This is a genomic window from Bacillus sp. hwrm1, assembly GCF_040207805.1.
Classification (GTDB): Bacteria; Bacillota; Bacilli; order Bacillales; family Bacillaceae; genus Bacillus; species Bacillus velezensis.
Window position 1 is genome coordinate 2,638,479 of record NZ_CP157943.1, and the last position, 17,033, is coordinate 2,655,511.

Consider the following 17,033-nt stretch of genomic DNA (forward strand, 5'->3'; position numbering starts at 1 on the left):
TACTGTATGTATCGTTTTCATCCCTTACTTACTGATTTCTTGATGAATTCTGACACCGCTTTATTAAATTCTTCCGGATGTGTGATGTTCGGAAGATGCCCCGCTCCCTTAATTTTCTTTAATTCTGCATTGCTCAGCAGTTTCTGCAGCCTTTTTGTTTCTTTCTGATCAACTACGCTTTCCTTCTCACCCGTAAGGATAAGCGTTCTTGTATAAATGTCTTTTAAAAAGCCGATCGTAGAATAGCCTTCTTGTTGATGTATCTTCATAAAACGTTCAATAGAAGCATTTAAGAATTGATTACTGTATAAACTTTCATATTCATGCGACTTTCCTATAGCTATAAAATCATTTTTCAGTTTTTCCTCGACACTGCTTTCAGGGTCTTCTTCGTATGCGGTGTAACTTCCGGAAAGAATGAGCGTTTTTACTTTTTCAGGGTATTCATAGGCTATCCTCTGCCCTATCATGCCTCCCCAAGAAGCTGCCGCAATGTGGATCGGCCAAGCAACCCCTATCTCGTTCAGCACTTCGATAAAAGTCTGAGCCAGCCCGCTCAGTGTAAAATCGGCGCTCCCCTCACTCAGCCCGTAACCCGGTGTGTGTATGACAATTACATTAAATTGATCTGCCCACTCCTTCATTTGTTCTTTCCACATGTAAGCAGTGGTAGCAAAACCGCAAATCAGTAAAATTGTTTCACCCTTACCGCTCATCAATATTTCCATATGCCGGGCATTTTCTGTGTTTGCCAGAAAATGAACGGTTTCCGTTTCTTCTGTCTGGTAAAAAGCGATGAGTTTTTTTGCGGCATCGCTTTGATTGTGCTGAAGGGCTCCTTTCTTCAGTCTGCTCCAATAATGCAAATAATCGTCGAGATGACGATTGGAAGCCGTGCCGAGTATTCGGAAAGGACTCTCGGCTTCTTCCGTAACGACTGACGAAGCATCAAAATCGGCTGCAATCGCTGAATCTCTTACCAGAGGCGGTGCTGAACGGGCGGATAACGGCTTGAAAGCGTTTTGTATTTTTTCTTTTTCTCCGTATAACACGATCAGCTGGTGGCCTCGGCCGAGAAGCGAGTGTTCAAAAGCTTTGATTCCGGCAGTATTTTCTAATGGGTGAAGTCCGTACTCCGTTTTCATAATGTCTTGAATGCCGGGATCAACTGACATGCCTCCGTCTTTCCAGAAAGGCCAATTTACAGCGATGGTTTTTCCTGATCTTCCCCCCGCCTTTCTCATACATTCCCTCCACTCGGCAAAATGCTCCAGAAAACGATTGGCATAGGCGTAATCGGCTTGACCCAGACTTCCGATTTCTGAGGAGATGGAAGAAAACAAAACAAAAAAGTCTAAAGGCATATTTCTGAGCGCTTCATCCAAATGAATCACACCATTGACCTTTGATTGCAGCACCGCTTGAGCTTCCGCGTCTGTTTTATTCATAATGAGAGAGTCTTTTAACACGCCTGCACTGTAAATGACCCCGTTGATTTCGGAATAATCAGCATGAATTTTTTCCGCTAACTTGATGACCTGCTGCTTATCTGACATGTCAGCCTGGATATAAGAAATGCTTGCCCCGTCATATCGGATGCTGTCTAATTTTTCTTCCATGTCTGCTGTCATTTTCGATCGCCCGGCAATGATAACGCTGGCTCCGTGATTTGCATAAAGAAACGCTGAAATAATCCAGCCGATGCCGCTTAATCCTCCGATGATGAGATACACCCCGTTTTTTGCAAACTTTGCGGCCTTTTGTCCTGTTTGCGGCGAAGTGTCTTTATATGCTGTCACCCGCCTTTTTTGATCGCTGTCATATTTCACAGCCTGATGATGTCCGGCACTTAATTCATTGAGAAGCAAAGGTGCTTTTTCAATGGTTTGTCTTGAAGAAATCTCAACCGTTTTACACTTTATATTCGGCTGCTCCGCATTCAGCGTTTTAAAAAAGCCTCCAATCGCGGCGTAAACCGGATTTGTATATTGACCCTTGTCATGTACGTACAAAATGTTGATGTTTTCTTTTGTTTTTTGACGGATCAATGCTTTGCTTAAATAAAGGATTGAATAAAAGCTGTGAGTCAGATCTAACGCTGCCTCAGTATAAGCTTTTTTTGACAGGTAATGAATGATTGACGCCGGAAACGTTCCGGACTTTTTAAGATCTTCTAACAGTCTGGTGTAATGAGCAGACTGCTCCGGATTAAATTTATAATGCTTTTCATTTACCATTTCATATTCAGCGGCGGCTTCCGCATAAATAACATTTTCACTGCCGATGTACTTTCGGATTTCATCACTCAATGAACTGCCGAAATCGAAAATCAATGTATTTTCCTTAGGTACTTCTCCGGACTTTAATGGAGATTCTATCCATTCTTTTTGTAAATACAAGGAATCAAGCACCGGCTTTTCAGACGGCTCTTTCGTTTGCGTTTTTTCTTTAAAAGCTGCGGCCGGCGTATTACGCACATCATATTTTTCTTCTAAATAAGCCGCTAAATCATGAATATTGTTATAATCAAAAAGCAATGTCGGATACAATTGTGTATCCAATCTTTCCTCGAGCATTTTCGATATATGCAGCAGCTGTTTTGAGTCAAGACCCAGTTCGTAAAAAGATTGGTGTTTGTCCGCTTTATTTGGCGGTGTGTTTGTAGCCTCTCCAATAATGGATGACAGCTCATCTGTTAATGTTTTATGACTGTCTTGGTGCTGAACTGTATCAGAGATAGAGTCTGTAATGTCGGCTCCGTATTTCTCCTGCAGATATTCCGTCAATTCACCGATTGTGGAGTAATCAAATAATAAAGTCGGGTACAGCTTTGAACCTAACATCAGTTCTAATTTTTTGGATAAGTCTAATAATTGTTTAGAATCCAAGCCCATCTCGTAAAAGGAAATATCATTCTTCACTGTTTCAGCAGGTTTTTCAATCATGCCGGCTATCTCTTGGATCAAATTATTTCTGATCATTTCTTTATTGTTCGTTGCGCTGCCGACCTCTTTAGCTTTTTGGGAATGCTCCAGCCTTTGTATTGATTTTTCATTTCTGACTCTTTTCACACCGAATCTCTCATAATAAAAAGCAAGCTCTCCATCAGGCCTGTATACTTCTATGTCCGCATATAAAATGTCTTTAGAAGGCGGCTGCGTTATACTGGTTTTATTAATATACACAAAACAAGACCCAGTTGTTTTATGCAGTGCCCGGAATGTCTCAATATATATAGGGATAAACGCATTTGTTCCTTCATCCGGCAAGTCTGATGTAAGGATTCCCAACAAGCTGAGAGACCCATCCAAAAATGCGGGATGCATGTAAAAGTCATCTGTATATTCTTTTGAAAGTCCGCTTAAACTGACCTCTCCCAGAATATAATTTTCACCTTCATATACCGTACCTTCCAATTTCATAAAATCTTTATGAATCAGGCCGCCTCTGCGCAAATTACGATAGGCGGATTCAGCATCCGAAGTCCGGACGGCCCCTTTCTTTAATTCTTCGATTGAAATTGTCTTTTCGTTTATCGCATTTTTTCTTATGATTTCCGCCTGCAAGTTGACTGACGCTTCACCTTCCGCCTTTTCAGCGACCCATTTCCTGCTTGTTGTTTCAACAAGCCAGCCGTTTTCTTGTTCCGTAAACTGGAAGGTGACTTTTTTATCAAAATGGACTGACGTCGCAACAGGTTCACGGAATAAAACATGTTTGATTTCAAAACTTCGGGGTGATATCCCTTTCTCAGCTAAAAATCGTGTTATTAAATCCAGATACGTTACGCCGGGTATCGTACGCACTTGATGAAGGACATGGTCTGAAACAATATAATCGTCATGTTTGACTAATACGCTGAACCTCATGCAACTCGACAACCTTTCTTCTTTTACAAAGTAAAGAAACAGAGCAGGTGCTACTCTGTTTCATCAATAATTTCAAGAAGCCGTTTTTTATTCTGTTTGATTTGTTTTTTCCGATTTGAATCCGGCCAGTACTCTTTTCTGACAAACTCAGCAGGCGGCAGCGGAGTTCTGACGGAATGATATGAATCATCCAGGCCGCTTACCAAAAGGTGGGCGTTTGTTCCGCCAAAACCGAAAGCGCTGATGCCCGCCCTCCGTTTTCCATCCTTCCAGCTTCTCAGCTCTGTATTCGGATAAAAAGGCGACTTTTCAAATTCAAAGCGCGGATTTGGCGTTTCACAATTCAATGTAGGCGGAATTTCCTTATGCCATATTGATAAAATCACTTTAATGAAACTTGCCGCTCCGGCAGCGCTTAATAAGTGTCCGATATTGGTTTTCACACTTCCTACTCCGCAAAATTGCGTTTTGTTTGTGTCTCTTCGGAATACTTTTGTCAGAGCCTGAAGCTCAATCGGATCTCCAATCATCGTGCCTGTGCCGTGAGTTTCGACGTAGCTGACTGATCCGGGAGTGATATCGGCTTTTTCAAATGCATCTTGAATAACCTGCTCTTGAAGCTTAGGATTCGGGGTCGTAATTCCCATTGTCGCACCGTCGTTATTAATAGCTGATGCTTCAATGATACCGTATATCCGATCTCCGTCAGCTTTCGCTTTCTCCAGCGGTTTTAACAGAACAGCGCCAAAACCCTCTCCGGGTACAAAGCCGTTTGCCCTTTCATCAAAAGTAAAACACTGACCGTCCGGCGAAAGAGCTCCTCCTTCTGTTAACATCAGGTAAGGAATTTCATCCAAAAGCAGATCCGCCCCTCCTGCCAGCGCCATCTCTGAATCACCGTTTTTTATGCTTTGGCAGGCTAAATGAATGCTGACTAATGAAGAAGAACAAGCGGTATCAGAAACCATGCTTGGACCGTGAAAATTAAAGAAATGCGACACATGTGAAGCAATAAAGTTTTGACTAAGCCCGACGATGTGGCTGCTGCTTTCTTTCGGCAGTTTGTGACCGTAACCGCCCATTCTGGAACCGACAAATACGCCGACTTTTTTTCCCGATAATTCCGTTTCTTCATAACCGGCATCCCGTACAGTCTGTACACTCGTTTCTAAGAAATGTCTTATCAGCGGGTCCGTTTGGATGGCTTTCTCCTCTTCCATGCGGAAATACTCCGGATCGAAGCTGCCGATTCCATTGATAAATCCTCCCCATTTGCTGATGCTTTTTCCCTTTTGCTGCACCGGAGAGTAATTTTCTTCTATATTCCACCGGGAATCAGGTACTTCTTTAATATGATTCTTCCCTTTTCTCAGATTGTCCCAAAATTCCTCTTTATCAGCCGCTCCAGGGAACTTACATCCGATTCCGATAACAGCTATCTTTGCAGATGAAGCCGTCTGCGGTTCTGTATTTCGGCTCGTCACAGACTGCATATCTTGCATATCTTGCATATCTTGCTGATTGCTGCTTTGAGAATCAGTCTGTTCGATTTGTTTCTTCAACGGCGGCGCCGTCTTACCGATATATTCCGCAAGACCATGAATCGTGTTGTGTTCAAGAAGCACAGTAGGGTCAATTTTTTTCTGAATCATTGCTTCTATTCGATGTATAATGCTGACAAGTAGTATAGAATCCACACCGTATTCCTGAAAATCCGTATTTGGGTTAAGCTTTTCAAGGGGAATGCTCAATTCCTCGGCAAATACGGCAGAAAGTTCACTGACAAGCCCTTCTGAATGATCAAAAGTGTCGGGAGTCTCCTGTCTTCGGACTGGAACCGAAGCTCCGCCGGTTTTATTGATGTTCAGGAGACTGTCTGCATGAAACACTGTTCCTTTTTTCACGATAGGAATGATATTGGCCGATTTTCTCTCCAGTGCATGATACAAAATCGCCAGTCCTTCCCGTGTGGATAGAGAGTCCAGTCCCAATTCATCATATAAAGGACTCGTCACAGTACCCATTCCGACTTCTTTCCAGCTCGGCCAATTGATGGACGTGAAATACGTTCTCCCCTTTTGAAAATGATAAGCCGCGAAATAGTCCATATATGCGTTTGCAGACGCGTAATCAGTCATTCCTTTCGACAGTTTGGGTGACTGTGCTGCAATTGATGAAAATAGAATAAAGAAATCCAGCGGCCTATTATTAAAAATCCGCTCCAAATTCTGAAGTCCAGTGACTTTCGGCCCGTACACCGTCTTAAATTCACTCATTCTTTTATGAATAAAGGCTGGATTTCCGCCGCTGTGCAGTCCGGCACAGTGTATGACACCGCTTATATCTTTAAATTCAAGGCTTACTTGGTGAAAGAATGAACGCAGCTTCTCTTCATTTGTGAGAGAACCGCTGTAATACATATAGTTGACACCTTTCTCTTCAAAACTTTGAAACAGTTTTATATTGCTGACTGTCTTTTCGTCCTGTCTGCCCTCTTTCAGCAAATGATCCCATTCACTTCGCAAAGGTAATGGACGCGTACCCGTCAGCACGAGTTTTTTCACTCCCCGTTTCACCAAATCTTCAGCTATTGCTCTGCCAATGCCCCCTGTCCCGCCGGTAATCACGATGGCTTTATCCGCAGGAAATGAAACAGGCCCGCCGGTATGGATTCTTTCTTCTTCAAAATACGGAACATATCTGACGCCGCTGCGGTAGCATACTTCATTCTCTCCGGTACATTGCGCCCTTTCATTCTCAAAGATTTGTTTCAGCTCATGCGTTTCTTTCATGCTGTCTATATCTATTGTTTTCACATGAACAAAGCCGTATTCCGCAGAAAGGGCTTTCAGAAAAGCCGCTGATTCTGCCCCTGTCAGCTTTGGTTTTTCCGCTTTAAATACCTGCAAGCCATTGGTGATTTGTAAAATGGATAATGGTGTTTCCTTTTTACTCCGCTTAATTATTTCTTGTATAAATAAGAATTTACCATATGGGATGCCGTTCTGATTGTCACTCTGGTTTCCGATATCTGAGAAATCAAATATATTTTCGACCTGCCGCTCACCGCCCGAGAAGATCTCACGGATAACGGCGTATGCGTGGTTTTCATCTAATAAAGAACACTCAAACATTTGATCAGAGTGTTTTATAAATGAAGAGTGATGTTTGATGACAATCAGATTCTCCTGATCTATATCCGAACAAATGGTGCGGGCAATTGATTCTGTGTCTTGATTTACAAATGCTACTGTCAGTCCGTACTCTTTTGTTTCGGATGGATTTACAAACGGATTCTCCCTCCATTTTTTTTGCAAGTGATGTTGAAAAGAATGCTGAGGGATCTCTGTCTTCTCAGTCCTGGACGGAACCCAATAACGTTCTTTTGCAAACGGATAAGTCGGAATTGAGATCCGTTTACCCGGCTGCTGTAAATGTTGATGAACGGATTTCCAGTCGATATCCGCCCCCCAAACCCATAATTGAGCCAGCTTTTCCGCTTCACCGTTCTCAATAATAGTCTTTACAAACAATTCACCTGCTCTGCCTTCCGTTAACGCCTTCATTTTTTCAGCAAATGCATCTGCTGATTGCTGATGAACATATACGCCTGGAACTTGCTTGTCACCGCGGCAAAACTCAAATAATTTATCTTTGATTTCTTTAAGAGACGTACCGGTAATCGCCGCTCTGGCCTCCATCGCTTCTCTGCCCGATTGTGTAGTGTATGCCAGATCCCGTAAAACGACGCTTTCCGATTGGCTGCCTTCCATCACTTCATTCGGGAACAGGTTTCTTATCGCTCCGGCATATTCCTTCAATAAGTATTCAGTAACCGCTTGAATGGAGGGGCAATCAGTTAATTCATACATCGTGAGTTCAATATGAAACATTTCGTTAATAAAATCCGCCATCCGGCTTAATTCCAAAGGCCCTACGCCAAATTCACTCAGGTGATCAGCAATATTAATTTCTTCCGGATGGATATGAAGCAATTCCGAAACAAACGGTTTGAGTACTTCATACACCTTTTCTCTCATATCAGGCTGCTTATCCTTTACTTCAGGACTTAGTGAACGTTGGATAAAATCTCTCATGTTTTCGGCATACTCAAGAAGACGTTCATTGTCTTTGGCAGATAACAGGACAATATGCGGTTCGTTCTCAACATGTTCTGTTGAGACGTTTGTTTCTTCATATTCTTCTATAATGATATGAACATTCGTTCCTCCCGCTCCGAATGAGCTGATCCCCGCTCTTCTCGGAACAGTTACTGTTTTTCCGTTTTCCTGAAATTTGGGTTTCTTCCAATCTTGCAATGACCGCTGTACATAAAAGGGAGATGCTTTAAAATCGATATTTGGATTCAACGTCTCCGCATGTATGGAAGGAAACAGTTTTTTCAGTTTCATTTGCAAAAGAACCTTTGTCAAACCGGCAATTCCCGCTGCGGCCTCAAGATGGCCGATATTTGATTTGACAGAACCGATGGAACAATATTGAGTGTGCTCCGTAAATTCCCGAAACGCTTTTGTTAACCCGGTGATCTCAATCGGGTCGCCCAGAGAAGTTCCCGTTCCGTGAGCTTCAATATAACTAATTGTACGAGGATCAATACAAGCTTTCTGAAGCGCGTCCTGTATCAGTTCAGACTGACCATTTGGATTAGGAACCGTAAAACCGTTTGTTCTCCCTCCGTGATTGACCGCTGTCGCTTTAATCAGCGCATAAATATGATCTCCGTCCCTTACCGCTTCCGCCGCCGGCTTTAAAAGTACGGATCCCACTCCTTCTCCCGGTACATAACCGTCACCGCCCTCGCCGAATGTACGGCATCGGCCATCACTTGCAAAGAAGCGGCTTTGATTTAATAATGTATATTTATTCGGATGAAGCGTAAGATTGACCCCGCCCGCAACAGCAAGTGTGCTTTCTCCTCTTCGTATACTTTCACAGGCTAAGTGAATGGCGTTAAGAGAGGATGAACACATTGTATCAACCGCCATACTCGGCCCCTTAAAGTTAAAGAAATACGATATTCTGTTTGCTATTGCAGAAAATGGAGACCCGACGGCCAGTTCATTTCCTTTAAGTGATTCTTCAACGCCGAAAAATTGATAGCTTCCATATGTGACGCCTGCAAATACTCCGACCTTTTTGCGGGTCAGATCTGAAGGTTTATAACCCGCATCCTCTATGGTATTGTACACTGTCTCTAAAAAGAGACGTTCCTGAGGATCAAGAAAAGCCGCTTCTTTCGGTGATATCCGGAAAAATAAAGGATCAAACCGGTCTGGATTTTTCAGAAAACCTCCCCACTTATAGCAGCTTCCCTCCAGCATTTCTTTCCGATCATCAGGAATTTCGCTTACGCAATCCCGTCCATTCATCAGCACATTCTGGAACTCCCTGATGTTTTCCGCACCCGGGTATCTGCCGCTGACACCGATAATGGCTATATCAGCAGAAAGGGGATCGGCCGCAATGTGCTCTTTTGAACCTTCTCCTTCAGAGCGTACCGGCGCTTTTGTTTCCACTGGTTTTCTTTTTTGCTTTTTTTGATATGAGACAAGTTCAGATGTGCCGGCCGGTTTCAGCAGTTTCATCATTCGTTCGCTGTGATGACTCAGGAAATATTCAGCTAACTGAGATATTGAATGATATTCAAAAAATAATGTTTTCGACAATCTGCCGATACTTTGCTCCAGCTTTTTGGTCAGACGCATGATCATTACTGAATCAATGCCGTATTTCTCCAGGTATTGTTTTTCATCTATGAGTGAGACCGGTAATTTCAATTCCTCTGACATTATATTTTTCAGATAACTGATGATATTTTGTCTTAATTCATCGTTTTGCAAATCGGCATCTTCCTGCTGGTCTGAATGTAAGCTGATTGTGCCGGCACGCTTCAGCACATCCTCAATCTTTTCTTTACGGCCTTTCAGGGCAATCAGCTGTTCAGATGATTGACACAAGCTGTTCTCCAGAGCCTGTATTCCGTCACCATCATCTAACGGGTCAAGACCGAGTTCCTGTTTCATGTAGGATATTCCTTCATCGTCAATATTCATCCCGCCGGAAGTCCATAGCGGCCAATTGACTGACACTATCCTTTCGGCAGACTCTTTTGCGGTCATAACTGCTGCATACTGATCCAAACAGGCATTGGCGAAAGCATAGTCACATTGGCCGGCTGAGCCGAAGACTGCCGATGTGGATGAAAACAAGACAAGTAATTCAACTTTCATTTTTTTGATTTCTTCCGCCAGCCACAGCGTGCCATAAACTTTCGAACCTGTGACTTGATCAATTTCTTCTTTTGTCTTTCTTAAGATAAAAGAGTCACGGAGTACGCCGGCACTGTGAAATACTCCATGTAAGGTGCCGAACTGCTCTTTTGCAAAAGCAAACATCCGTTCAGCATCACTTTGTTTTGAAACATCAGATCGGATATATTCAACTGTTGAACCTGAACTTCTTAAATATTCGATCTTTTTCTCCTGCTCTTCAGTTAAATCAGAGCGCCCTGTCAATATGAGATTCGCTTTCCATTTTTCCGACAGATGTTTTGCCAGAATATAACCGAGACCGCCCAGGCCTCCTGTAATCAGATAATTCCCATGATGTTTCAGCGGCTGGGTTAAATCGAATGAGCCGGCTTTATTATAGCTTTTCGTAAAACGTCTGCCGTTTTCATAGCGCACTTCAAAATGGATATCCCGTTTTTCGTCACACTCTCTCTGATATATATCCGCTATTGCTGGAAGAGCGGCTCCCGCACCCTCTGATTGCGTGATATTGATAATCTGATAGTGAAAATTGGGGTGTTCCTGGTGAACAGTTTTCACCAATCCGCCGAGAGCATGATGCAGCGGCAGTTGTTCTTTATTCTCTGTTTGAAAAATATGCGTCAGCTTTATTATCTTTTTCCATTTTAGTTCAATCAGCGCCTGTGTAATATACAGAAGAGAAAACAATCCGTTTTCCAATTGTTTCTGTATACCTTTCTTACTCATGTCAGCCTGAGAATCAGACCACAAGTGAAGAATCTTTTCGGGCAGCTGAAAATGATCATGAATGTATCGGAACAGCTTTAGATAATCGTCTTTTTTCACGTGGTTCATACAAATCGTATCATCATGTAAAACAGCAAATTCTTTTCCGCGGATAACAAACAAGAGAGTACAGTCCTTAAACAAACCGCTCAATTCTTGTATTTGCCGTTCATTTTCTGCAAAAATCAGGAGCAATCCCGTCAAGGGTACGCTCTTCTTACTGGGAATGAACGATTCAGTCCATTCCGACTTGTAATATAAAAGCGGATGGTTCGATGCCCGTGATTTTTGATTCTGAATGGATGTCACACGGGCATAGCCTTCGTCAGCCGACATTTGTCCTGTTTGAATCAGATCAAGAATATCGCTGAGTTGTTCACGTTTTCCGTTCATCATTCTTCCCCCATTAATTGTTTCAATACAGCCTTCTGATCAATATCATTGGTTTCCAATTGACGCAGGAGACGAATGAGTTCGTCGTCCGTCTGAACAGTGTCTTTTTCATGACCATATCTGAATCTCACATCTCTGCACTCTGCCAGAATGCTTCCGTTTTTATCTGTAAACGTCATATGACACGTTACATCACGGCTGTTCTGCCGGTTCTCTTTTTGAGTATAGACATAAAAATTTTGAGCGAGAGGGTGATAGACATCCGCCGCTCCCATTCCGATCAATTCCGGGAAGGTTTCTCCGCTGACAAAAAACGCACTGGCTTGAATCGCGGACTCAAGCGCTTCAGGAGAGATCGTAAAATTCTCTCTTTTTGCATAAAGCTCATCCGGCAATGAATGAAGCGACAGCATTCCGTCACTGTTTTTCGCTGATTCAATGACAAAAGGCGCTTCAGCCGGATGTTCAGTCATTTTTGATTTGACTTCAGCAATATCAAGCGCTTCAGGAAACATACCGCTTTCAGGCTTAACAATATGCGCATTTCCCCTGGCAAGACGTACTTTATTCTCATTTTTTGTGTTTGCATATATGTCAAACCGCGCAAAGTCGCGCTCAGGTGTCAGCGTAATCATCAGTTCCCGTATATCAGTTATTCCGTTCATGCTTTCGGTCCACAATAAATCAGTCAATGTTTGAACCGGTTGTCCAAATGCCGCCGCTGCATTGACGATAGCCATTTCAGCCAAAGATGCATAAGGGAAAAAGGACACGTTTCCTTCAGACAGACTTAGTGCGAACGGATGATTACGGGTGATTTTTTTCGTGAAACTGAACTGATTAAAATCGGACGTGTTACTCCCCAAGAAAGGGTGACCCGGCTTACTCACATCCGCTGAAACAAGTGCTTCCCCTTTTTCCGCTATCCAATACCGCTGTTTGATCAGCGGTTGTCCCGGAATAGAAATCCTGCGGGCATTCCGATTCACCTCAAAAGTCTCCCAATCTATCTTTCTTCCATTTACCCATTTGGATGCGGCTTCGGCGTAATCTGAACAAACGTGAGGCATTTCATTGTGAACTTCTGATTCGAATGTATTACCGGTATAGCTTAAGCTGCTTTTTTCACCCCTGATATAAGCTGAAAGCTCTTCAGCAATGACCCGCCCGGAATCTGCCACTATCGCCAGCCGTTCTTCCATATGATCGCGTCCCGTCTGAAGTGTATAGGCAATATCCTGAAGACGCAGTTTATGATTGTTATCCTTCGATTCATTTTCTGATAGAAAATCAGCCATAACCTTTGCATATTTTATCAGCCGTTGTTTGTCTTGAGCCGATAAAACAAAGATCACTCGGCCGCTTTGATGATCAAAAGCTTTTGGCGGCTCATACGCTTCCAATATAAGATGCGCGTTTGTTCCTCCTGCCCCAAAAGCGCTTACCCCGGCTCTCAAAGGATGAACAGCATTGCTGTTTTGCGGAATATTCCATTCAGCCGCTTTCCGCTGCACTTGAAAAGGAACCTGATCAAAATCTATAAACGGATTAACAATATCGGAATGCAGAGAAGGAACAAGCTGCTTATTCTTCATTTGGAGAAGCACTTTCGTTACCGCAGCGATTCCTGCCGCAGATTCTAAATGTCCGATATTTGATTTCACCGAACCGATGGCGCAAGGATGGTTCAATTGATAGGAATCTTTCAGTCCTTGAATTTCAATCGGATCGCCTAATGACGTACCCGTTCCATGCGCTTCAATATAATTGACGGTATTCGGATCAATGTCAGCTTTACGAAGCGCTTCTGAAATGACCTCCGCCTGCGCATCCGGATTCGGTATGGAATACCCGCTCGTCTTCCCTCCATGGTTAACGGCGCTTCCCTTAATCACACCGTATATTTGATCTTGATCTTCTATTGCTTTTTTCAATGGTTTTAACAATACGGCCCCGACTCCCTCACCGGGAACATAACCGCTTCCGTCTTTTCCAAAACTCCGGCATCTGCCGTCACTTGATAGAAACTGTCCCATGCTGAGGAACTTATATTTATTCGGATGTATTGACAAATTCACTCCGCCGGCTAATGCCATATCGCTCTCTCCACAATGTATGCTTTGGCATGCGTAATGAATAGAGGTCAGTGATGAAGAGCACATTGTATCCAGAGCCAAACTCGGACCTTTTAAATGAAAATAATAAGACACCCGATTGGCAATTGAAGAATAGACGGACGCCGGCGAGAAAGCCACTCCATTTTCTTCTCCTTCAAATAGTTGATATTGGCCCCACATTGCACCGACAAATACACCGACTTTCATCTTTTCCAGCATGTTTCTCGGGTACCCTGAGTCTTCAAAACAATGTTTGGCCGTTTCTAAAAAGAGCCTTTCCTGGGGATCCATAAGTTCTGCTTCCCTTGGGGAAATATGAAAGAAAAGCGGATCAAATTGATCGGCTCCGCTGATAAAACCTCCCCACTTGCTGTAAGACTTCCCTTTCATATCTCTGTCTTCGCTGAAGAAATCATCCATATTCCAGCGGTCAGGCGGGATTTCTGTAATACAATCTTTTCCGCTCTTTAAATTCTCCCAAAATTCAGGTAGGTTTTCAGCCATCGGATACTTTCCGCTTAATCCGATAATGGCAATGTCCTCATGCCTTGTATCAGCTGTTTCATTTATTTGGATCTCACGGCTTTCATCCTCTATGAAGGTATCTTGAAGTGCAGATTCCAATTTTTCTTTGTCACCTTCAAACACGATCAGCTGTGATGCGTTCAGAGAGAGTGAATCTTGAAAAGCTTTGATCCCATTGGTTTTACTAAGGGGAACCATACCGATTTTTTGTTTCATCCATTTTTCAGTTTGTTTATCCACTTTCATGCCGCCGTCTTCCCATAGCGGCCAGCTGATGGCTACTGAGACGCCGGAGCGTTCTTTTTTCCGCCTCATTCCTTCACGCCACTCAGCGAAAAGATCGATGAACCGGTTGGCCAATGCGTAATCCGTCTGTCCGATATTCCCGTACATCGAGGTGCTTGATGAAAACATCACAAAGAAGTCCAAAGGTTCGGTTTGCAGCAAGCTGTCCAATAAGACCGTCCCATTTATTTTCGGAGCGATTACTTCCTGAATTTCATCTTTTGATTTTTGAATCAATAAAGCGTCGTGCGTCACACCGGCACTGTGTATCACACCGTTGATTTCTCCGAATTTCCTTTTAATGGTTTTTATGATTCGCTCTGCATCGCGGCTATCTGAAAAATCACCTCTTATATATTGAACCGAAGAACCGCCTGCTTTCATTCGGCTGATTTTGTTCTTTTTGTCTTCCGTAAGTTCAGAACGGCCCGCTAAAATAATATTGGCTTTCGTTTGGGCTGCAATATGTTCTGCAAATATAAGGCCTAAGCCGCCGGCCCCTCCTGTAATCATGTATACTCCGTTTTCTTTAAAGGAGAAATCTGAGTTTGGAGCCGGTTCTGCTTCCCGTAAGGCACGGACCCAGCGCACATTTCCTTCATAATAAAGATCGGTTTCTCCCGGATGCGCTTCCGTAGATTCGACTCTGATGATTTCAGCTGTAAGTTCCGGCAACGATGACTTGTCTGAAACTGATATCCCGATTGTCTTAAGGGCCAGTTTCGGGTTCTCAAGCACAATAGACTGCCCTGCGCCATGGACTGAAGCGTAAAGCGGCTGATCATTTTTATGATCCGCCGGATAAAGGAAAAGCGATACAACCTTTTTTTCCGCCTTGCTGCGCATCAATGCCCGGCTGAAAAAGAATAGCGGGTAAGCCCCCTTAGAAAGCTGTTCACTTATTCTTTCCGGGCCGGCAAATGACCCTTCCGGCCACCCGTAAACCACGGTGTCGGGCATTTGTCCCCTTTTTTTCAGATCAGCTGCAAGCCTGTCAAAGTGAGCTTCCTCCCTGTGATCTATCTCATAAACACCGTCTCCGTGATAGGAGAAACGATTCCCTGATAAAACGAGAATGATCTGTGTATTTTCGAATCCATTTTCAGCATTTTCCCGCATAAAATGAAAAAGCTCTCTGTCATATTGAAACAGCAGGCATGTTCTTTTCTTTTTATTTCCGCAATTCGGGTCCCAAGCGGCAGCCTTTTGTCTCCAATGCGGCGTTAAATAGGTCAGAGCCGTATGATTCTCTCCATGATGAAGAGGGAGGTCTTTGTCAACGAAAGTCTTTTCGCCGCTCTCTGCAAAATAATTTGCAAGTTTTTGAATCGTCGGATACTCAAACAATAAAGTAGGGTACAGTTCCCTGCCTGTTTTCTCTTCCAATGCCTTTACGGCTTGCATAAGTGTTACGGAATCGAGGCCTTGTTCATAAAAACCTTTTACAACAGAGAGTGTTTCAGGGGCAGTCCCTTTGATATCTGCGATCAGCTGCTGAATGTCTCCTTCTGTTATAAGAGCGGAAAGATTTTCGTTCTTACTTTCTTTCATGTCAGGCTTTTCAGCCGGTTGATTTTGCGTTAAGAAATAACTGGACATTTTTTGATTTTCTTTAATATACGCGGCGAGTTCCCGGATCGTTTTCTGCTCAAACAGGAGTGTAGGATACAGCTGTTCCCCTGTTTTGTTTTCAAGTTCTTTGACAATGGCAAGCAAAGAAGCTGAATCCAGGCCTTGTTCATAAAAACCAATGTCTGTCCTTATGTCACGCAGATCTATATTTGAAACCCCGGATATTAATTCTTTAAGGTGTGTCTCGATGCTTTCGCTTCGATTTATGATTGAATCTTTTCTGATCAGGCTGTCTTTTGGCTGAGAAGCCGCTTCAGTTTCCAAACGAGTCTGCTTCAGGTTTTCAATTAAATCTTTTGAGCGAATATGTTTCACAGACAGCCGCGTAAAATAAGCGATCATCTCCCCGTATGCATCGTACAAACCGTAACTTACTTGGATGACATCCCCTGAATCATGATTTTGGTCTTGCTTCTCTATGTACACATAACACCTGTCTTCCAGGCGCTTCGTCATACGGAAAGATTCAATATGAATGGGAATATACGTTTTCATCCGGCTTGCCGGAGATCCTTGTGTAAAATATTCGGGACATGCCTGATAAAGGATCGATATGATGGTAGACGCATCAAGAAAAGTGGGATGCAATTGAAAATAGCCGGTATATTGATTGGCAATTTGGCTGAGCGTTAACTCTGCAAGTACAGAATGATCAGACGCATAAACCTTCCCCAGACTCTTCATAAATTCAAAATGCTCTATATCAACCTTTTTTAAATAGTCATAACATATCTCCATATCATCTTCACGGGCGGAGGCATGTTTAATTTCATCAATATTGATTGAACTCATGCTTTCCGGGAATTTCTGCATGAGCCTGCAGGTCATATTCTCATCCCAGCTTTCATCCAGAATGCGGTCATCTTTTACCTTTCTGCTCTTCGCCTGAATTTCCCATCCCTGTTCCAATCCCTGAAAACGGATGCGGATTTCTCTGTCAAAGGTATCCGATGTTGCTACAGGTTCCAAATACAAAATATTCTGACACTCGAGTTCTTCAATAGGCAAACCTTTGCTCAGCGCCATACGGTATATCATATCTAAAAATGTGACACCGGGTATAATCCGGGTGCCATGCACCCGGTGATCCCTGACAATATAGTCCGTATGTTTAATTGTTAATGTGAACTGATAGTTTTGATTACTGGCCACCT

At 43.2% G+C, this 17,033-nt stretch carries 3 protein-coding genes; all 3 read right to left on the reverse strand.

The annotated features are described in order from the left end of the window. Positions 1 to 17: 17 nt before the first annotated feature. Genes ABK447_RS13240 through ABK447_RS13250 form a run of 3 tightly spaced genes read right to left on the reverse strand, consistent with a single transcriptional unit; the run spans position 18 to position 17,031 of the window. A complete protein-coding gene (locus ABK447_RS13240) occupies positions 18 to 3,869 on the reverse strand; it encodes an alpha/beta fold hydrolase (protein WP_094031687.1) in 3,852 nt (1,283 codons plus the stop codon). A 50-nt stretch (positions 3,870 to 3,919) separates the two neighbouring features. Beyond that, positions 3,920 to 11,320, reverse strand: coding sequence for a type I polyketide synthase (locus ABK447_RS13245; protein WP_349909078.1), 7,401 nt, complete (start codon positions 11,318 to 11,320; stop codon positions 3,920 to 3,922). Next, positions 11,320 to 17,031, reverse strand: a complete 5,712-nt coding sequence (locus tag ABK447_RS13250; RefSeq protein WP_349909079.1) for an SDR family NAD(P)-dependent oxidoreductase — start codon at positions 17,029 to 17,031, stop codon at positions 11,320 to 11,322. The genes ABK447_RS13245 and ABK447_RS13250 overlap by 1 nt, the downstream gene beginning before the upstream one ends. Between the last annotated feature and the right edge of the window lie 2 nt (positions 17,032 to 17,033).

Excerpts from the sequence above, each read along its gene's own strand:
- ABK447_RS13245 (WP_349909078.1), bottom strand. The coding sequence starts at position 11,320 with ATGAACGGAAAACGTGAACAACTCAGCGATATTCTTGATCTGATTCAA.
- ABK447_RS13240 (WP_094031687.1), bottom strand. The coding sequence starts at position 3,869 with ATGAGGTTCAGCGTATTAGTCAAACATGACGATTATATTGTTTCAGAC.